This window comes from Terrabacter sp. NPDC080008, assembly GCF_040702505.1.
Classification (GTDB): Bacteria; Actinomycetota; Actinomycetes; order Actinomycetales; family Dermatophilaceae; genus Terrabacter.
Genome location: NZ_JBFBLC010000001.1, coordinates 705,997 through 724,858 on the forward strand (window position 1 = coordinate 705,997; position 18,862 = coordinate 724,858).

The 18,862-nt window shown below is 73.8% G+C and carries 13 protein-coding genes; 10 read left to right on the forward strand and 3 right to left on the reverse strand.

The window, feature by feature from the left end:
• Positions 1-2 precede the first annotated feature (2 nt).
• The 6 genes from selB to AB0316_RS03355 all read left to right on the forward strand — a co-directional run bounded on the left by selB (position 3) and on the right by AB0316_RS03355 (position 9,721).
• Positions 3-1,790 (forward strand): selenocysteine-specific translation elongation factor, encoded by a 1,788-nt coding sequence (selB, locus tag AB0316_RS03330; RefSeq protein ID WP_366270437.1) that lies wholly within the window; start codon positions 3-5, stop codon positions 1,788-1,790.
• A gap of 90 nt (positions 1,791-1,880) precedes the next feature.
• Positions 1,881-2,321 (forward strand): universal stress protein, encoded by a 441-nt coding sequence (locus tag AB0316_RS03335; RefSeq protein ID WP_366270439.1) that lies wholly within the window; start codon positions 1,881-1,883, stop codon positions 2,319-2,321.
• Positions 2,322-2,408: 87 nt separating this feature from the next.
• Positions 2,409-7,382, forward strand: coding sequence for an ATP-dependent helicase (locus AB0316_RS03340; RefSeq protein ID WP_366270441.1), 4,974 nt, complete (start codon positions 2,409-2,411; stop codon positions 7,380-7,382).
• An 83-nt stretch (positions 7,383-7,465) separates the two neighbouring features.
• Positions 7,466-8,239 (forward strand): isocitrate lyase/phosphoenolpyruvate mutase family protein, encoded by a 774-nt coding sequence (locus AB0316_RS03345; RefSeq protein WP_366270444.1) that lies wholly within the window; start codon positions 7,466-7,468, stop codon positions 8,237-8,239.
• 70 nt (positions 8,240-8,309) lie between these two features.
• Positions 8,310-9,179, forward strand: a complete 870-nt coding sequence (locus AB0316_RS03350; protein WP_366270446.1) for a DNA-formamidopyrimidine glycosylase family protein — start codon at positions 8,310-8,312, stop codon at positions 9,177-9,179.
• A gap of 98 nt (positions 9,180-9,277) precedes the next feature.
• Positions 9,278-9,721 carry a VOC family protein gene (locus AB0316_RS03355; RefSeq protein WP_366270448.1) on the forward strand — a complete coding sequence of 148 codons (444 nt, stop codon included), beginning with the start codon at positions 9,278-9,280 and terminating at the stop codon, positions 9,719-9,721.
• A 15-nt stretch (positions 9,722-9,736) separates the two neighbouring features.
• On the opposite strand, the gene AB0316_RS03360 is transcribed toward AB0316_RS03355, so the two are convergent.
• Positions 9,737-10,723 carry a carbohydrate kinase family protein gene (locus AB0316_RS03360; protein ID WP_366270450.1) on the reverse strand — a complete coding sequence of 329 codons (987 nt, stop codon included), beginning with the start codon at positions 10,721-10,723 and terminating at the stop codon, positions 9,737-9,739.
• Positions 10,720-12,456 (reverse strand): glycerol-3-phosphate dehydrogenase/oxidase, encoded by a 1,737-nt coding sequence (locus AB0316_RS03365; RefSeq protein ID WP_366270452.1) that lies wholly within the window; start codon positions 12,454-12,456, stop codon positions 10,720-10,722. Before AB0316_RS03365 ends, AB0316_RS03360 begins: the two co-directional genes overlap by 4 nt.
• A 157-nt stretch (positions 12,457-12,613) precedes the next feature.
• On the opposite strand from AB0316_RS03365, the gene glpK reads away from it, so the two are divergent.
• Positions 12,614-14,140 (forward strand): glycerol kinase GlpK, encoded by a 1,527-nt coding sequence (gene glpK / locus AB0316_RS03370; protein ID WP_366270454.1) that lies wholly within the window; start codon positions 12,614-12,616, stop codon positions 14,138-14,140.
• An 18-nt stretch (positions 14,141-14,158) separates the two neighbouring features.
• Here the strand turns inward: glpK and tpx are convergent, their stop codons facing one another.
• Complete coding sequence (tpx, locus tag AB0316_RS03375; protein WP_366270456.1) at positions 14,159-14,653, reverse strand: thiol peroxidase; 495 nt, start codon at positions 14,651-14,653, stop codon at positions 14,159-14,161.
• Between the two features lie 58 nt (positions 14,654-14,711).
• Between tpx and AB0316_RS03380 the strand changes: the two genes are divergently transcribed.
• The 3 genes from AB0316_RS03380 (at position 14,712) to AB0316_RS03390 (ending at position 18,729) form a co-directional block, all read left to right on the forward strand.
• A complete protein-coding gene (locus tag AB0316_RS03380; protein WP_366270458.1) occupies positions 14,712-14,960 on the forward strand; it encodes a hypothetical protein in 249 nt (82 codons plus the stop codon).
• A gap of 62 nt (positions 14,961-15,022) precedes the next feature.
• Positions 15,023-17,863: an alpha/beta fold hydrolase gene (locus AB0316_RS03385; RefSeq protein WP_366270460.1), complete on the forward strand. Its 2,841-nt coding sequence runs from the start codon at positions 15,023-15,025 to the stop codon at positions 17,861-17,863.
• Entirely contained in the window at positions 17,860-18,729 is an 870-nt protein-coding gene (locus AB0316_RS03390) for an ABC transporter permease (RefSeq protein WP_366270462.1), read from the forward strand. The genes AB0316_RS03385 and AB0316_RS03390 overlap by 4 nt, the downstream gene beginning before the upstream one ends.
• The last annotated feature ends 133 nt before the right edge of the window (positions 18,730-18,862 follow it).

Here is an 18,862-nt window from a genome sequence, read left to right on the forward strand (position 1 = left end):
CCATGCACGTGCTCGCGACGGCCGGCCACGTCGACCACGGCAAGTCCGCGCTGGTGCGCGCCCTCACCGGCATCGAGCCGGACCGCTGGGAGGAGGAGCACCGCCGCGGGCTGACCATCGACCTCGGGTATGCGTGGACGACGTTGCCGACGGGCGCCGAGGTCGCGTTCGTCGACGTCCCCGGCCACCAGCGCTTCATCGGCAACATGCTCGCAGGCCTCGGTCCGGCGCCCGCCGTGGTCTTCGTGGTCGCTGCCGACGAGGGCTGGCGCCAACAGTCCGAGGAGCACCTCGCTGCCGTGCGAGCGCTCGGCCTGCGCCACGGCGTGCTCGCGGTGACCCGCAGCGACCTCGCCGACCCGACCGCGACCCTCGCCGACGCCCGGCAGCGACTGGAGTCGGCCGGGCTCCAGTGCGAGGCCGTCGCCGTCTCCGCACGCACCGGTGAGGGGATCGGGGAGCTGAAGGACGCGCTCGGCCGTCTCGTCGCTGCCCTGCCCGCGCCCGACCCGGAGGCGCGGGTGCGGCTCTGGGTCGACCGCAGCTTCACCATCCGCGGCAGCGGCACGGTCGTGACCGGGACCCTCGGCCAGGGGCGCGTCGCGGTGGGCGACCACCTGCTCCTGTCGCGCGCCGGCGACTCAGACGTCGAGGTGACGGTGCGCGGGCTGCAGTCGCTCGAGCAGCCGCGGGAGGCGGTCGGCGCCGTGGCCCGCGTGGCGATCAACCTGCGTGGCCTGGGCGCCGAGCACGTGCGCCGCGGCGATGTGCTGCTCGCGGCGGGCCGATGGCACCGGACCTCCGTCGTCGACGTCACCCTCGACCCACCGGTCGCGCGTGAGGCTCCGGCCCGGGTCATGGCCCACGTCGGCACGCTGGCCCTCGAAACGAGGGTGCGGCCGCTGTCCGAGAGGCTTGCCCGGCTGACGTTCCCGCGCCCGCTGCCGCTGCAGGCCGGCGACCGGGTCATCCTGCGTGACCCCGGCGCGCAGACCGTGCTCGCCGGCGCCAGGGTGCTCGACGCCGACCCGCCCGAGCTGGCCCGCCGTGGTGCAGCCCAGCGACGCGCGACCGAGCTGGCGCCGCTGGCCGAGCGGGACGGCATACCCGACCTTGCGCACGAGGTGCACCGGCGCGGCGTGCTCGCCGTCGCGGACGCCGTGGCGCTCGGCCACGCCGTCGACGCGCTTCCCGCAGAGGTGTTGCGGCGGGGGCAGTGGCTCGTCGACGAGCAGACCTGGCAGGGGTGGTCGACGACGCTGAAGGCCGTCCTGGACGAGCACGTGAAGGCGCACCCGATGCAGCCGACCCTCAGCCTGGAGGCGGCCCGCGCCGCCACGGGACTGCCCGACCGGGAGCTGCTGCCCGAAGTCGCAGCCGCCGCAGGGCTCGAGGTCGCCGGCGGGCGCGTGGGCATCCCCGGGGTGCGCGCCAGCCTCGAGCCAGGGGTGGAGGCTGCCCTCGTGCAGATCGAGCAGCGGCTCGCCGCACACCCCTTCACCGCGCCCGAGCAGCACGAGCTCGACGCCGCCGGCCTCGGGCCCCGGCAGCTCGCGGCCGCCGAGAGCGCCGGACGGCTCCTGCGGCTCACCCCTGAGGTCGTGCTCCTGCCCACGGCACCCGCGCGGGCCATGCGGGTGCTGGCCGGGATGGCGCAGCCGTTCACCACGAGCGAGGCCCGCCTGGCGCTGGAGTCGACCCGCCGAACCGTCATCCCGCTGCTCGAGCACCTCGACGGGCGCGGCTGGACCCGCCGCCTCGACGGCTCGCACCGCGAGGTGCGCCGCTGAGACGAACCGCACCTCGACGGCCGGCGCAAGCGGCTGCGCCGATCCCCACAAGCCGGGACGATGGGGATGGAGCATGAGAGGGGTGGGCTCATGAGCGACCAGCAGGCGGGACCCGTGGTGGTGGGTGTCGACGGGTCGGCGTCCTCCAAGGAGGCGCTGCGCTGGGCGGCCCGGATGGCGGCCGTCGAGGGGGTGCCGATCCGGGCGGTGACCGCGTGGGACTACCCCCAGGCGTACAACTCCCCGGTCGACGTGAACTGGCGCCCCGACGTCGACGCCGAGACGGTCCTGCGCGAGACCCTCGACGAGGTCTTCGGTGACGACCGCCCGGCAGGGCTCGAGGCGCAGGTGGCGCACGGCCCCGCGCGCACGGTCCTGCTCGAGGCGAGCAAGGGCGCCACGCTGCTCGTCGTCGGCAGCCGCGGACACGGCGGTTTCGCGGGCCTGCTGCTCGGCTCGGTCAGCTCGGCCTGCGCCGAGCACGGGCACTGCCCGGTGCTCGTCGTCCACGAGCAGCGCGAGCACCACTGACAGCCGCCGAGCTGCGACCCCTGCCCGAAGACCGCGCGACAGTGCGCCACGGCGCGACTGTCGGTAGGGGATGGCAGGCTGGCCCCGATGACCAAGGGCAAGCCAGCCGACGTGCTCGAGCGTTTCTCCCCGGCGACCGCGGAATGGTTCCGGAGCAGCTTCCACGCGCCCACGAGCGCCCAGGCGGGCGCCTGGGACGCGATCAGCTCCGGCCACCACTGCGTCGTCGTCGCGCCGACCGGCTCGGGCAAGACGCTGTCGGCATTCCTCTGGGCGATCGACCGGATGGCGAGCGAGCCGGTGCCCGAGGAGCGGCTCGAGCGGTGCCGCGTCCTCTACGTCTCGCCGATGAAGGCGCTCGCAGTCGACGTCGAGCGCAACCTTCGCGCGCCGCTCGTCGGCATCGGCCACGCGGCCGCGCGGCTCGAGCTGCCGCCGCCCGACATCAGCGTCAGCGTGAGGTCTGGTGACACCCCGGCCAACGAGCGCCGGGCCTTCGCCCGCACGCCCACCGACATCCTCATCACCACGCCCGAGTCGCTCTTCCTCATGCTCACATCGTCGGTGCGCGAGGCGCTCAAGGGCGTCCACACGGTGATCATCGACGAGGTGCACGCCGTGGCCGGCACCAAGCGCGGCGCCCACCTGGCCCTGAGCCTCGAACGTCTGGATGCCCTGCTGCCCAAGCCCGCCCAGCGGGTCGGGCTCTCGGCGACGGTGCGTCCCGTCGAGGAGGTCGCGCGCTACCTCGCGGGCGGGCGACCGGTCGAGATCGTGCAGCCCGAGTCCACTAAGCAGTGGGACCTCGACGTCGTCGTGCCCGTCCCCGACATGGGCGAGCTCGGCGGCGCCCCGGCCGAGATCTCACCCGGCGTGCCCGACCTGTCGGGCCCTGCGGCCGGGAACGCCCCGCAGGCGAGCATCTGGCCGCACGTCGAGGAGCGCATCGTCGACCTCATCGCCGACCACCGCTCGACCCTCGTCTTCGCCAACTCGCGCCGGCTCGCCGAGCGGCTGACCTCCCGCCTCAACGAGATCTGGGAGGAGCGCCTCGCCGAGCAGGAGGGGCTGCCGGTGCCGAGCCTCGCCGCGCTGTCGACGAAGCCGCCGGCCGAGGTCATGGCGCAGGCGGGCACTGCCCGAGGGGCTCCTGCTGTGCTGGCCCGCGCCCACCACGGCTCGGTCAGCAAGGAGCACCGCGCCACCATCGAGGAGGACCTCAAGGCCGGGCGGCTCCCGGCCGTCGTGGCGACGAGCAGCCTCGAGCTCGGCATCGACATGGGCGCCGTCGACCTCGTCATCCAGGTCGAGAGCCCACCGTCGGTCGCGAGTGGGCTGCAGCGCGTCGGACGTGCCGGTCACCAGGTGGGCGCCGTGAGCCAGGGCGTGCTGTTCCCGAAGTTCCGCGGCGACCTCGTGCAGACGGCCGTCGTCGTCGAGCGCATGCGCGCCGGTGCCATCGAGTCGCTGCGCATCCCGGCCAACCCCGTCGACGTGCTCGCCCAGCAGGTCGTGGCGATGTGCGCCATGGACGACTGGACCGTCGCCGACGTGGAGGCGCTCGTGCACCGGGCGGCCAGCTTCGCCTCCCTCCCGCGCTCGGTCCTCGAGGCCACGCTCGACATGCTCGCCGGCCGCTACCCGTCCGACGAGTTCGCCGAGCTGCGCCCGCGCATCGTCTGGGATCGCGTCACCGACACGCTCTCGGGCCGCCGCGGCGCCCAGCGCCTCGCCGTCACGAGCGGCGGCACCATCCCCGACCGGGGGTTGTATGCCGTGTTCCTCGCGTCCGGCGAGGGGCCCGGTCGCCGGGTCGGCGAGCTCGACGAGGAGATGGTCTACGAGTCGCGCGTCGGCGACGTCTTCACCCTCGGCACGTCGACGTGGCGCATCGAGGACATCACCCACGACCGCGTGCTCGTCACCCCGGCGCCCGGCCAAGCCGGCAAGCTGCCCTTCTGGAAGGGCGACCAGCAGGGCCGCCCGGCCGAGCTCGGCCGCGCCCTCGGCGGTTTCGTCCGCGAGATCGTCGGGCTCACGCCGGAGCGGGCGCGGGCTCGCGTGACGGCTGCCGGCCTCGACGAGTGGGCCGCCGACAACCTCATCGCCTACCTCACCGAGCAGAAGGAGGCGACCCGCCACGTCCCCGATGACCGGACGATCGTCGTCGAGCGCTTCCGCGACGAGATCGGCGACTGGCGGGTCGCGGTGCTCTCGCCCTTCGGCGGCCAGGTGCACGCGCCGTGGGCCCTCTGCGTCGCCGCCCGCATGCGCGAGCGCTTCGGCATCGACGTGCAGGCCATGCACGGCGACGACGGCATCGTCTTCCGGCTGCCCGACCTCGAGTTCGAGGACGGCGCCGCCATCGGCCAGCAGCTCGTCGAGCTGGTCACCCTCGAGCCGGAGGAGGTCAGCGAGCTCGTCACCCAGGAGATCGGCGGGTCGGCCCTCTTCGCGGCCCGGTTCCGCGAGTGCGCGGCCCGCGCGCTGCTGCTGCCGCGCCGCCGACCGGACCGGCGCCAGCCGCTGTGGCAGCAGCGCCAGCGCGCGGCCCAGCTGCTCGAGGTGGCCAGCCAGTACCCCAGCTTTCCGATCGTGCTCGAGGCCGTGCGCGAATGCGTGCAGGACGTCTTCGACGTGCCGGGCCTGGTCGAGTTGATGGGCGACATCCGGTCGCGCGCCGTCACCGTCGTCGAGGTCGAGTCGCGCCAGCCCAGCCCCTTCGCCAAGTCCCTCGTCTTCGGCTACGTCGCCCAGTACCTCTACGAGGGCGACTCCCCGCTGGCCGAGCGGCGCGCCGCGGCGCTGGCGCTCGACCCGTCCCTTCTCTCCGAGCTGCTCGGGCAGGGCGAGGCGCTCGCGCTGCGCGACCTGCTCGACCCCGAGGCCGTCGCGCGCACCGAGGCCGAGCTGCAGCGCCTCACGCCCGAGCGCGGGGCGCGGGATGCCGAGGACGTCGCCGACCTGCTGCGCGTGCTCGGGCCGCTGTCGGTGCGCGACGTCGTGGCGCGGGCTGCGGAGGGCTTCAGCCCAGCGGCCGTCGAGGCGGCCCTGGCCGACCTCGAGACGGCGCGACGGGTCATCGCCGTGCGCGTCGGTGGCGACGACCGCTGGGCCGCCATCGAGGACGCCGCCCGACTGCGCGACGCCCTGGGCACCGCCCTCCCGGTCGGTGTCCCGCAGGCCTTCCTCGACCCGGTGCCCGACCCGCTCGCCGACCTCGTCGCGCGCTTCGCCCGCACCCACGGCCCCTTCGCCGTCCAGACCGTCGCCGCCTGGTGGGGCGTCGGTCCGGCGGTCGTGCACGACGCGCTGCGCCGGCTCGTCTCGGCCGGGCGTGTCGTCGAGGGCGAGCTGCTGCCCACCGAGAACGGCGGCGGCCACGGCCCCGAGTTCTGCGACGCCGAGGTGCTCCGGCTGCTGCGGCGCCGGTCGCTCGCGGCGCTGCGCCACGAGGTCGAGCCGGTCGACCAGGCCGACCTGGCCCGGTTCCTGCCGCAGTGGCAGGGCGTCGGTGGCGGCCTGCGCGGGCGCGAGGGGCTGCTGCGTGCCGTCGAGCAGCTCACCGGTGCCGTGCTGCCGGCCAGCGCCCTCGAGTCGCTCGTCCTGCCCGCCCGCGTCGCCGACTACCGTCCGTCCCTCCTCGACGAGGTGATGAGCGCGGGCGAGGTCGTGTGGCGCGGTCACGGCTCGCTGCCGGGCGATGACGGCTGGGTGAGCCTGCACCTCGCCGACGCCGCGCACCTGACCCTCACGCCGCCCGAGGCAGTGGACCTGACCGACGACGAGCGCACGGTGCTCGAGGCGCTCGAGGGCGGTGGTGCGTTCTTCTTCCGGGCGCTCGCCACGCGGGTCGGGCTCGGCGACACCGAGCTGGGCGACGCGCTGTGGTCGCTGCTGTGGTCGGGGCGCGTCACCAACGACACCATCGCGCCGCTGCGCGCCCTGCTCGCCGGCGGCCGCACCGCCCACAAACGCACCTCCTCGGCCCCGCGCTCGACGAGGTATGCCGGCCGGCGTGGTTCGCTCGGCCGCTTCGGCTCCCTGCGGGGCGCGCTCGCCGGCACCACCCCGGCCCAGGTCGAGGCCGCCGAGGACGCCGCGACGTCCAAGGCACTGGCGGCCGGACGGGCCGTCGGCTCCGGTCCGTCGACCGGCGTCGGTCGCTGGACGGCCCTGCCACCCGCAGAGACCGACCCCACCGTGCGCGCCGTCACCAACGCCGAGCTGCTCCTCGACCGCTACGGCGTGCTGACCCGCGGGTCAGTGGCGACGGAGGACGTGCCGGGCGGGTTCGCCGCCGTCTACCGCGTGCTCGCCGCGGCCGAGGAGGCGGGGCGGGTGCGGCGCGGCTACTTCGTCGAAGGGCTGGGCGCCTCGCAGTTCGCCTCGACCGGTGCGGTCGACCGGCTCCGGTCGATGTCGCGGCTGCCGGGCGGGGATGACGCTGCCGGTGCAGGGCATCGGGTCGACCCCGCCGAGGACGACGAGTGGCTCGCCCCGTCGCCGGCGGCCTCTGCGCAGCTGCGCGGCGGCCGGGGCCGGCAGCCCGGAGCAGGCCGGAGCCGTGAGCGCACCGGGCCGCCGGCCCTGGTGCTCGCCGCGAGTGACCCCGCCAACCCCTACGGTGCAGCGGTGCCGTGGCCCGAGCGGGGCGTCACGGATGCCGGCGACCCGACCGACGGCGACGACACCAAGGCCGGCAGCACGAAGGCTGGAGCTGACGCCGGCGACGGAACCGTCTCCGCGAAGGGCTCGGCCCGGCGCAAGGGCCACCAGCCGGGACGCAAGGCCGGGGCGCTGGTCGTGCTCGTCGACGGCGAGCTCGTGCTCTACGTCGAGCGGGGTGGCAAGACGATGCTCTGCTGGTCTGACGAGCCCGAGCACCTCCAGGCCGCCGCCGATGCGCTGGCGCTCGCGGTCCGGGAGGGTGCGCTGGGCCGGCTCACCGTCGAGAAGGCCGACGGGGCCTCGGTGCTCGGCTCAGACCACCCGCTCGTCCAGGCGCTCTCGCAGGCCGGCTTCCACATGACCCCGCGGGGCCTGCGCCTGAGACGCTGACCTGAGCCCAACCGCCGGCCGCGCGCCACGCCGAAGCGCGCGCCCGGCCGTCGGCACGACGCATTCGAGGAGAGGACCTGAGCATGGACATCACGGCACGCGCCGAGGAGCTCCAGCGCCTGCACCGCGACCCGGAGCTGCTGGTGCTCGTGAACGTCTGGGACGTCGTCACCGCCAAGGTCGTGGCCGGCACCCCCGGCACGCGGGCACTGGCCACCGCGAGCCACTCGATCGCCGCCGCCCACGGCTACCCCGACGGCGAGCAGATCCCGCGCGATCTGATGATCGAGGCGGTCGGGCGCATCGTCGCGGCGGTCGACCTCCCGGTCACGGCCGACCTGGAGGCGGGCTACGGCGATCCGGGTGACACGGTGGCGCGCGCGATCGACGTGGGGGTCGTCGGCGCCAATCTCGAGGACCAGCTGAGGCCGCTGCCCGACGCGATCCGCGCGGTGGAGGCCGCCGTCGCCGCGGGCGAGCGGGCCGGCATACCGTTCGTCCTCAATGCGCGCACCGACGCGTTCCTGCGGGCCGGCGACCGTGACCCGCAGGCGGTGCTGGCCGATGCCGTGGAGCGCGGCCGCGCCTATCTCGATGCCGGGGCATCCACCTTCTTCGTCCCGGGACTGCTCGACGAGCCGACGGTCGCGCGGCTCGTCGAGGAGCTCGGTCCGCAGAAGGTCAACGTCATCGCCGTGCCCGGCTCGCTCGACCTCGCCAGCCTGCAGCGGCTCGGGGTCGCCCGCGTGTCCTTCGGACCGTGGAGCCAGAACGTGGCGCTGACGGCGCTTGCGGCGCTCGCCGAAGACGTGTACGCCGGGGGTGCCCTTCCGGAGGGCACGCGCAGGCTCAACTGACCCGGCCCGGGGGAGTGCCTACGCTGGTGGCAGGCTCACCTGTGCGGGTGACCCCCGACCAGGAGGCGCTGTGCCCGAAGGAGACACCGTCTGGCGGACGGCCCACCGCCTCGACCAGGCGCTCGCCGGCCGCGAGGTCGTCGAGTCCGACCTGCGCTGGCCCGAGATCTCGACCGCCGACCTCACCGGCCGCACGACGCTCGAGGTGGTGAGCCGCGGCAAGCACGTGCTCCACCGCCTCGAGGGAGGCCTCACCCTGCACTCACACCTGCGGATGGAGGGCCAGTGGCGCATCGAGGCCACCCCCGGGTTCCCGGCGCGCTGGCGTCGCAACCCGCAGCTGCGGGCCCTCGTCGCCGCGGCGGACTGGACCGCGCTCGGGCTGCGGCTCGGCATGCTCGACCTCGTCCCCACCGCGCGCGAGCACGAGCTCGTGGGACACCTCGGGCCCGACGTGCTGGGGCCTGACTGGGACCTCGCCCGGGCCGTCGACAACGTCCTCGCGAGCGGGATGCCGATCGGCCAGGCGCTGCTCGACCAGCGCAACCTCGCCGGCGTCGGGACCATGTGGTGCGCCGAGACGCTCTTCCTCGAGCGCATCCCGCCGTGGACCCCGGCCGACGAGCTGGGCCGCGACACGGTGGAGCGCATCGTCGCGCGGGCGCACCGCCTCATCGACAACGGCCGACGTCACGCCGTCCAGTCGAGCACCGGCAGCCTCCGGAACGGAGAGACGCACTACGTCCACGCGCGAAGCGGCCGGCCGTGCCGGCGCTGCGGCACGACGGTGCGGGTGGCGATGATCGGCGAGCCGACGAAGGAGCGCACGATGTTCTACTGCCCCGGCTGCCAGGGCGGCCTGGGACCCACCGACGACGGTCGACGCCAGGTGCCCATGGGCTCCGACCGAGGGGCCGCGCGGTCGCGCTGGTCGTACTGACCTGCCGCTCGGCCGGTACCTGCCCCGAACGCCTGCGGCTCCCGGCGCGCGCGCCCTACCGTGGTCAGCGTCCAGTTGGCTCAAGGAGGAGCACGCAGATGGGAACCCGACTCAACCCCTACATCGGCTTCAAGGACACCGCCCGGTCGGCCATGGAGTTCTACCGCTCCGTCTTCGGCGGGGAGCTGAACGTCTCGACCTTCGGCGAGTTCGGCGACAGCGGCCCCAATGCCGACCATGTCATGCATGCTCAGCTCGAGACGCCGAGCGGCTTCACCCTGATGGCCTCAGACACCCCCGACGGCATGACGTATGAGCCGGGCAGCAGCATCACGGTCAGCCTGAGCGGGGACGACGCCGACGAGCTGCGCGGCTACTGGGACAAGCTCTGCGACGGCGGCACCGTCAGCACACCGCTCGAGAAGCAGATGTGGGGCGACGAGTTCGGCATGCTGACCGACCGCTTCGGCATCGGGTGGGTCGTCAACATCGCCGGCGACCACTCGCAGGACGGGCAGGCGGAGGGCGGCGGCGCCGGCTGACGTCGCAGCGGTTGCTCAGCTCGACGGGTCGCGGGGGCGGGCGCCCGCCTGGCTGTCGACGGGGGTGTCCACAGGGGTGTCGACACGGGGGCCGAAGTGCGCGTCGAGCTGTCGGGCCAGCTCGTCGGGGCCGATGAGGCTCGAGTGGGTGCCGGCGGTCCCGCACGCCCACGCGCCCGCGACCGCCCCTGCCTGGGACGCCGCCCGGGCGTCGCCGCCGGCGAGCCAGGCCTGCAGGAAGGCGGAGACGTACGCGTCGCCCGCTCCGTTGGAGTCCACGGCCGGCCGGCCCGCGAGGTCGACCGCGGGCACGGCGAACGACCCGCCGTCACGGACGGTGACACGGCTGCCCCGCGCCCCGTCCATGACGACGACGACCCGGGCCCGGCCCCGGTCGAGCACGTCGGCGACGACGGCATCTTGGATCCCCGCGAGGCGCGAGCCCGACACGAAGACGAGGTCGGCGGCATACGCGAACGGGCGGTGGTGCGGGTTGTGCCCGTCCCAGTCGTGCAGGTCGGTCGAGGTGGTCACCCCCGCGGCGGTGGCGTCCTCGAGGGCGTGCACCGTCCACGGCATGATCGAGGCGTGCACGTGCCGGGCACCTGCCAGCGGCTCTCGCCACAGGGCCGCGTCGGGCACCAGGTCGTAGGGGTGGCGTGCGTCGTAGAACGACATGCGGCGGCCGGTCGCGTCGACGAGGTTGACGGCTCGGCGCGTCCCGCTCGGGTGGACGACGGTCTCGAAGCGCAGCCCCTCCTCCGCGAAGCGGTCCTGCAGCATGCGTCCCTCGTGGTCGTCGCCGATGACGTCGACGAAGCAGGCGCGCAGCCCGAGGCGGTGGCAGCCGAGCGCCACGCCGCTGCCGGTGTGCCCGACGACCGTGTGGATCGGCGGCACGGCGTAGGAGTCGGCGAAGGGGACGGGCAGGCTCTCGACGCGCACGATGGTGTCGACGCCCGCGCCGCCGACGACGAGGACGTCGGTGCTCTCGGCCGTCATTCCACGCTCGCGGCGCCCTCGGGCGCCCTGGACACCGGGATGCGCCGGGCGTCGGGGGCGCTGGTCCGCTCGGCGTTGGCCTCGGAGTCGGCCAGCTCCTTCTGCGACTCGCGCTCGGCCTCGACGCGCGCGAGGTAGCGGGAGACCTCCGACTCGACCTGCTCGGCGTCCCAGCCGAGCACCGGCGCCACGATCTCGGCCACGGCCCGCGCGCTGTCGACGCCGCGGCTCGGCGTCTCGATCGAGATGCGGGTGCGACGGGCCAGCACGTCGTCGAGGTGCAGCGCGCCCTCGTGCGTGGCGGCATACAGCGCCTCGACCTTGAGGTACTCCTCGGCGCCGGGCAGCGGCTCGTAGAGGGAGCGGTCGTGCTCGGCCAGCGCGAAGAGCTCGTGCACGAGCGAACCGTAGCGCTCGAGCAGGTGGGTGATGCGCCAGACGGGGAGCCCCTGGTGGCGGGCGAGCCGGTCGATCTGGTTGACGAGCGCCACGTAGCCCTCGGCGCCCGAGAGCGGGATGAACTCGGTCACGCTGTCGGACACCTCGCCGCCGATGTCCTGGCTGGCCGCGTCGACGGCGTCGGCCGCCATGACGCGGTAGGTCGTGTACTTTCCGCCCGCGATGGAGACGAGCCCGGGCTGCGGGCGCGCCACGGCGTGCTCGCGCGAGAGCTGGCTGGTGTCCTCGCTCTCGCCCGAGAGCAGCGGGCGCAGCCCGGCGTAGACACCCTGGATGTCGTCGTGCGTCAGCGGCACCTTCAGCACCGAGTTGATGTGGTCGAGGATGTAGTCGATGTCGGCGCGGGTGGCGGCCGGGTGCGCGAGGTCGAGCTGCCAGTCGGTGTCGGTGGTGCCGACGATCCAGTGCGTGCCCCAGGGGATGACGAAGAGCACCGACTTCTCGGTGCGCAGGATCAGGCCGGTCTCGGAGTTGATGCGGTCGCGCGGGACGACGATGTGCACGCCCTTGCTCGCCCGCACGTTGAAGCGCCCGCGGCCGCCGGCCATCCGCTGGATGTCGTCGGTCCACACGCCCGTGCAGTTGATGACCACCGAGGAGCGCACCTCGACGCGCTCGCCGGTCTCGACGTCCTCGACGACCGCGCCGACGATCCGCTCGCCCGCCCGCAGCAGGTCGACGACGCGGGCCGAGCTGAGGACGGTGGCGCCGTATGCCGCCGCGGTGCGCACCGTGGTCAGCGTGTGCCGGGCGTCGTCCGCCTGGGCGTCGTAGTAGAGCAGGCCACCCGTCAGTGCCTCGCGCTTGAGGGCCGGGGCGAGCCGGAGTGCGCCGGTGCGGGTCAGCTGCTTGTGCCGGGGCACGGAGCGGGCGCCGCCCATCGTGTCGTAGAGCGTGAGCCCCGCACTGACGTAAGGGCGCTCCCAGCCGCGACCGGTGAGGGGGTAGAGGAACGAGACCGGCTTGACGAGATGCGGGGCGATGCGGCTGAGCATCAGCTCGCGCTCCTTGAGCGCCTCGCGCACCAGGTCGAAGTTCATCTGCTCGAGATATCGCAGGCCGCCGTGGAAGAGCTTCGACGAGCGGGAGGAGGTGCCGGCGCCGAAGTCGCGCTGCTCCACGAGGGCGGTCGACAGGCCGCGCGTGGCGGCATCGAGGGCGACCCCAGCACCCGTCACCCCGCCGCCGACGACCAGCACGTCGAAATGCTTGGTGGCGAGGCGCTTCCACGCCCGCGCCCGGTACTCCGTGTCCAGCCGCACTGGGCTCGTCATGGGGTGTCCCTTCACGTCGCTGCCGAGACAGCCACTCTAACGAGCGGACGGTGGCCCACCGCGGGGCTGTCCAGCCTCCAGCAGACGGTCAGGGCGGCGGTCAGGCAGAGGGTCAACGCCTCGTGACGGCCCTGATCGCCGACGGTACGGTCAGGGCATGCCGACGGAGCAGCGCAGCCATGTCGTGGCGATCGACCAGGGCACCACGAGCACCCGGGCCATGGTCTTCGACCGGAGGGGCCGGGTCGTCGCCGTCGACCAGCAGGAGCACCGGCAGATCTTCCCGCGGGCCGGCTGGGTCGAGCACGACCCGATGGAGATCTGGGAGAACACCCGGCTCGTCGTCGGCGGCGCCCTCGGCAAGGCGAACCTCAACGCCACGCACATCAGTGCGGTCGGGATCACGAACCAGCGCGAGACGACCGTCGTCTGGGACCGCGCCACCGGCCGCCCGGTCCACAACGCGATCGTGTGGCAGGACACCCGCACGCAGGCGATCTGCGACGAGCTGGCCCGTGACGGCGGCACCGACCGGTTCAAGGAGGTCGTGGGCCTCCCGCTCGCGACCTACTTCGCAGGCCCGAAGGCGCGGTGGATCCTCGACCACGTCGACGGCGCCCGCGAGCGGGCCGAGGCCGGCGAGCTGCTCTTCGGCACGATGGACAGCTGGCTGCTGTGGAACCTCACCGGCGGCGCGTCCGACGAGGGCGTGCACGTCACCGACGTCACGAACGCCTCGCGGACGCTGCTGATGGACCTGCGCACGCTGCAGTGGGACGCCGACGCGGCGGAGGCGATCGGCATACCGCTCGCGATGCTCCCGGAGATCCGGTCGTCCTCCGAGGTCTACGGCCGGTGCAAGCCCGGCATCCTCATCGACGTGCCGGTCGCCGGCATCCTCGGCGACCAGCAGGCGGCCACCTTCGGCCAGGCCTGCCTGGACGTCGGCACCGCGAAAAACACCTACGGCACCGGCAACTTCATGCTGCTCAACACCGGCGAGGAGATCGTCGCCTCCAAGAACGGGCTGCTCACCACGGTCTGCTACCAGCTCGGGGACGCCAAACCGGTCTACGCCCTCGAGGGCTCGATCGCCGTGACCGGCTCGCTCGTGCAGTGGCTGCGCGACAACCTCGGGCTGATCAAGGACGCCAAGGAGGTCGAGACGCTGGCGGCGACCGTCGAGGACAACGGCGGCGCGTACTTCGTCCCCGCCTTCTCGGGTCTCTTCGCGCCGCACTGGCGCCCTGACGCCCGCGGCGCCCTGGTGGGCCTGACGCGCTACGTCAACAAGGGACACATCGCGCGAGCGGCTCTGGAGGCCACGGCATTCCAGACCCGTGAGGTGCTCGAGGCGATGAACGCCGACTCCGGCGTGCCGCTCGCGGAGCTGCGTGTCGACGGCGGCATGGTCGTCAACGACACCCTCATGCAGTTCCAGGCCGACCTGCTCGGGGTGGACGTCGTGCGTCCGGTCGTCGCCGAGACGACGGCGCTCGGGGCCGCGTACGCCGCCGGGCTGGCCGTCGGCTACTGGGCGAGCACCGACGAGATCCGGGAGAACTGGGGTGAGGACCGGCGCTGGAGCCCGCAGATGGGGCAGGCCGAGCGCGAGCGGCTCTACCGCTCCTGGAAGAAGGCCGTGCAGCGCACCCTCGACTGGGTCGACGACGACACGGAGTGAGCCGCGGCGGGCGGCAGCTCAGCCGAGCGCGGCGACCGCGGCGTCGTAGTCCGGCTCCTGGCCGATGGCCGGCACCAGCTCCGTGTGCAGCACCGTGCCGTCGGTGTCGATGACGACGACCGCGCGCGCCATCAGGGCCGCGAACCCGCCGTTCTCCATGCGCACGCCGTAGTCGTAGCCGAAGCCCGACCGGAACGTCGAGGCGACGACGACGTTGTCGATGCCCTCGGCGCCGCAAAAGCGTCCGAGCGCGAAGGGCAGGTCGGCCGAGACACAGACGACCGTCGTGTTCTCGAGGCCGGCCGCCAGCTCGTTGAAGCGCCGCACGCTGGTCGCACACACCCCGGTGTCGACGCTCGGGAAGATGTTGAGCACCGCCCGGCGGCCGGCGGGGAGCACGACGTCGTCGCGCAGGTCGGTGCCGGTCAGCGTGAACGCCGGGGCGGGCGAGCCGACGGCGGGCAGGTCGCCGACGGTGTGGACGGTGGTGTCTCCGAGGGAGGTGGTGGCCATGCCTGATTTTCTACACCGTCGCGCGACCGGGTCCGCGCGCCCCCGTAGGTTGGAGCCCATGAACGAGTCGCGCGAGACCGGGGGCGGGATGCGCCTGGTGGTCAACCTCGTCGGTGTCGTCGGGATCGTCTTCGGCGTGCTGCCGATCGTGCGCTACCTGCTCGACCTGTCGATCTTCGGGCTGACCACCGCCCCCTACGACTGGCTCCGGCTCGAGGGCGCGGCCCGCTACCTCCCGCCCGCGATGGTCCTCGTCGTGTGCATCGTCGTCGCGTACGTGCTCGAGCAGCGGATGAACCGGGACTGACGCCGGCCCAACCCTGGACGGGCGGAAGCACCACGGTCGGGACCGCGTGATGTGATGTGGGCATGTCGGTCCGGGCCCCCCTCCTCGCCGCGCTGCTGCTCGGCTCGAGCCTGGCGGTCGTGCCGGCAGCCGGTGCCCAGGGTGCCGTTGCCCAGGCCGCTGCTGCGCAGGCAGCGGACCCCGTCGCGCCGCAGGCCACGACGGTCCCGGTCGGCGCCGAGCCCGACGGCACCCCGGTGCGGATCGACGCCTCGGTGTGGCCGCAGGCGAGCGGCCGGCACCCCGTCGTCCTGCTGGCCCACGGCTTCGGCGGCACGAAGGACTCGATGGCGGACGAGGCCCGCGACCTCCAGGCGCGTGGCTACGTCGTCATCACGTGGAGCGCGCGGGGGATGGGCGCGTCCGGCGGGCGCATCCACCTCAACGACCCGGCATACGAGATCGCCGACGCCAGAGCGCTGCTCGACCTCGCCGCCAAGCGCAGCGACGTCGAGCTCGACGCGCCGGGCGACCCTCGCGCGGGAGTCATGGGCGCCTCCTACGGCGGGGCGCTCGGACTGATGCTCGCCGGCGCCGACCGCCGTGTCGACGGCGTCGTCTCGGCGATCACGTGGAACGACCTCGCCACCGCCTTCTTCCCGCAGACCGCCCTCAACGCGCCCCCGACGACGGCCGCCGGCCGCGACCCGATCGATGCACCGGGGCCGTTCAAGCAGGTGTGGGCCACCAACTTCTTCCTCTCGGCGCTGCGCGGCGGCCAGGGCGGCGGCAGCAGCCAGTGCGGGCGCTTCGACCCGACCCTCTGCAGGCTGTTCGTCCAGGCCTCCCAGACCGGTGAGGCCTCCCCCCAGCTGACCGCGCTGCTGCGCGCCCACAGCCCGAAGCCGACGATGAACCAGGTCACGGCCCCGACCTTCCTCGTGCAGGGCATCGGCGACTCGCTCTTCGGCCTCGACCAGGCCGATGCCAACGCGTCGGCGCTCGCCGCGACGAGGACGCCGTATGCCGTCCGGTGGAGCGACGGGGGGCACGACGCCCCGAGCACCCACCAGGACGAGGAGCTCGAGGCGTCCTACACGTGGCTCGACCACTACGTCCGCGACAAGGCGCCGCGGGACTCGGCGCTGCCAACGGCGGCGTTCACCTATCCGACCCCCGCCCCGCGCCCGGGCCAGCCGACGACGCTGCACACGCTTCCGGCATACCCGGGCCTCTCCGGCTCGCCGCTGGTGACGCGCTCCCTGCCGCTGGTCACGAGCGACGGCTCGCTGCTGCACCCGCCCGGTGGGCAGCCCGCCTCGCTGATCGCCGTGCCCGGGCTCGCCTCGCTCGGCGTCAGCCTCTCCACCTACCAGGTCGCGGCGCTGCCCGGTCAGTCGACCGCCCTGGACACCCAGCCGATTGCTCAGTCGACGACGGTCGTCGGCTCGCCGACCCTGCGCCTCACCGTCACCTCCGACGCGCGTGAGGTGACGCTCTTCGCGTCGGTGTGGCGCGTCACGGGCGGCTCGACGACGCTGACCAACCCGCTCGTCGCGCCGATCCGCGTGCCGGTGACGCCCGGGCGGGCCACCCCGGTGACCATCTCGCTGCCCGCCGCCACCTACGACCTGCCGGCGGGCACCCGGTGGCGCGTGCTGCTGACGAGCACCGAGTCGACCTACGCCAACTCCCGCACGCCGAGCACCATCCGCATCTCCGACGCGTCCTCGCTCGTGCTGCCCGTCGCGGTCGGTGCCACGGCCGGCGGCTCGGGAGCGGGCGGGCTCGACACCGAGACGCTGCTCGCGTCGGGCGCCCTGGTCGTGCTCCTCGGCGCGGGCCTGGCCGGCTGGCTCGTGCGCCGGCGGCGTCGCAGGCACCTCCCGGAGCGGCCCGACCTCGCCGACGTGCCCCTCGTCGTCGAGGGGCTGGTCAAGACGTACTCCGACGGGCACCGAGCCGTCGACGACGTGACGTGGCGCGCCGAGAAAGGCCAGGTCGTGGGCCTGCTCGGACCCAACGGCGCCGGCAAGACGACGACCATGCGGATGGTCATGGGCCTGATCTCCTCCGACTCCGGCACGGTGCACGTCCTCGGGCAGCAGGTCACCGCCGGCTCGCCGGTGCTCGGCCGCGTCGGCGCGCTGATCGAGGGTCCCGGCTTCCTGCCGCACCTGACCGGCCGCCAGAACCTCGAGGCCTACTGGTCCGCCACCGGTCGGGCTCCCGAGGACGCCCACTTCGACGAGGCGCTCGACGTCGCGGCCCTCGGCGGTGCCGTCGACCGTCCGGTGAAGTCCTACAGCCAGGGCATGCGCCAGCGCCTCGGCATCGCCCAGGCCATGCTCGGCCTGCCGGAGCTGCTCATCCTCGACGAGCCGACCAACGGGCTCGACCCGCCCCAGATCGCCGCGATGCGCCCGATCCTGCGGCGCTACGCCGAGAGCGGGCGCACCGTCGTCGTCTCGAGCCACCTGCTCGCCGAGGTGGAGATGACCTGCACCCACGTCGTCGTCATGCACGCCGGCCGGGTCGTCACCGCTGGCCCGGTCGCCGAGCTCGTCGACAGCGACGACACGACGATCGTCGACCTGCCCGAGGGCGTGGACCGCGAGGTCGTACGCGCTGGCATCCGCGCGCTCGAGGCGTCCGACGGCGTCGTCGAGGTCCGCGTCGACACCCCGACGAGGCTCGTCGTCGTCGCCGAGCGCGGCCGCGCCGAGGTCGTGGCGGCTGCCGTCGCTGCCGGCCTCCCCGTCGTGGGGGTCAGCAGCCGCCGCCACCTCGAGGAGGTCTTCCTCGGCGTGATCTCCTCGGCCGGCGCCGGAGTGGGCACCACAGCCGGCGGCCGGGCGGCGGGCGAGCAGGACGGCGACGAGGACTCGCTCGTCGAACGACTGAGGCAGGTGAGGGTCCGATGAGCAGCACGGCCGTGACGGACGGGACCGCGACGGTCCGGCAGGTGCACGAACCGCTCTCCTGGCGGTCCGAGCTGCGCCGCCAGTGGGGGCGGCGACGCACGCTCTGGGCCTTCGGGCTGCTGCTCGCGCTGCCCCTGGTGCTCGTCGGGGCCTTCGCCTTCGGCCAGCGGTCGAGCAACAGCCGCGGCAGCGCCTCGAGCCGCATCTTCGACCTCGCCCAGAGCGGCGCGGCCAACTTCAGCCTGGTGCTCGTCTTCCTCGCCTCGGAGCTGCTCCTCGTCCTGCTGGCCGCGCTCTTCTGCGGTGACGCCGTCCCGGCCGAGGCGTCGTGGTCGTCGCTGCGCTACCTGCTGATCGCCCCGGTCCAGCGCGCACGGCTGCTGACGAGCAAGCTCGTCATCGGCGTCGCCTCCACGCTGCTCGCGACCGTGCTGCTGCCCGCGTGGGGGTTGCTCGTCGGCGGCATCGCCTACGGCTGGGCGCCGCTGACGAATCCGCTCGGCGAGAACCTGACGTGGGGCCAGTTCCTGCCGCGCCTGGCGCTCGCCATGGCCTACATCTTCGTCACGCTGCTGCCGATCGCGGCCATCGCCTTCTGGATCGGCACGCGCTCCGACGCCCCGCTCGCGGCCGTCGGTGGGGCCGTGCTCGTCAACATCCTCTTCAGCATCCTCGACCAGCTCGACGCGCTCGACCCCTACCGCAACGCCTTCCCGGGCCACTACTCCCGCTCCTGGCAGGACGCCCTCGCGGTCTCGCCCGACTGGACCGACATGCTGCACGGCACGCTCTGGTCGCTCGTCTGGGCGGTGGCCTTCACGCTGCTCGCCTACCGCCGGTTCCGTCGCTCCGACATCCTGAGCTGAGCTGAGATCGTCCCGGTCGGCTGGCCTCCACCGGGCCCGCGTCGGTGCTTACATCGTCCGTGCATGTTGTCGAAATCGGCCGTCGCCGTTCGTTGCAGAGGTGACAGCGGACACCGGGTCCGCCCAGCAGAAG

Coding starts and splice junctions, on each gene's coding strand:
- selB (WP_366270437.1), top strand. CDS start 3: ATGCACGTGCTCGCGACGGCCGGCCACGTCGACCACGGCAAGTCCGCG.
- AB0316_RS03335 (WP_366270439.1), top strand. CDS start 1,881: ATGAGCGACCAGCAGGCGGGACCCGTGGTGGTGGGTGTCGACGGGTCG.
- AB0316_RS03340 (WP_366270441.1), top strand. CDS start 2,409: ATGACCAAGGGCAAGCCAGCCGACGTGCTCGAGCGTTTCTCCCCGGCG.
- AB0316_RS03345 (WP_366270444.1), top strand. CDS start 7,466: ATGGACATCACGGCACGCGCCGAGGAGCTCCAGCGCCTGCACCGCGAC.
- AB0316_RS03355 (WP_366270448.1), top strand. CDS start 9,278: ATGGGAACCCGACTCAACCCCTACATCGGCTTCAAGGACACCGCCCGG.
- AB0316_RS03360 (WP_366270450.1), bottom strand. CDS start 10,723: ATGACGGCCGAGAGCACCGACGTCCTCGTCGTCGGCGGCGCGGGCGTC.
- AB0316_RS03365 (WP_366270452.1), bottom strand. CDS start 12,456: ATGACGAGCCCAGTGCGGCTGGACACGGAGTACCGGGCGCGGGCGTGG.
- glpK (WP_366270454.1), top strand. CDS start 12,614: ATGCCGACGGAGCAGCGCAGCCATGTCGTGGCGATCGACCAGGGCACC.
- tpx (WP_366270456.1), bottom strand. CDS start 14,653: ATGGCCACCACCTCCCTCGGAGACACCACCGTCCACACCGTCGGCGAC.
- AB0316_RS03380 (WP_366270458.1), top strand. CDS start 14,712: ATGAACGAGTCGCGCGAGACCGGGGGCGGGATGCGCCTGGTGGTCAAC.
- AB0316_RS03385 (WP_366270460.1), top strand. CDS start 15,023: ATGTCGGTCCGGGCCCCCCTCCTCGCCGCGCTGCTGCTCGGCTCGAGC.
- AB0316_RS03390 (WP_366270462.1), top strand. CDS start 17,860: ATGAGCAGCACGGCCGTGACGGACGGGACCGCGACGGTCCGGCAGGTG.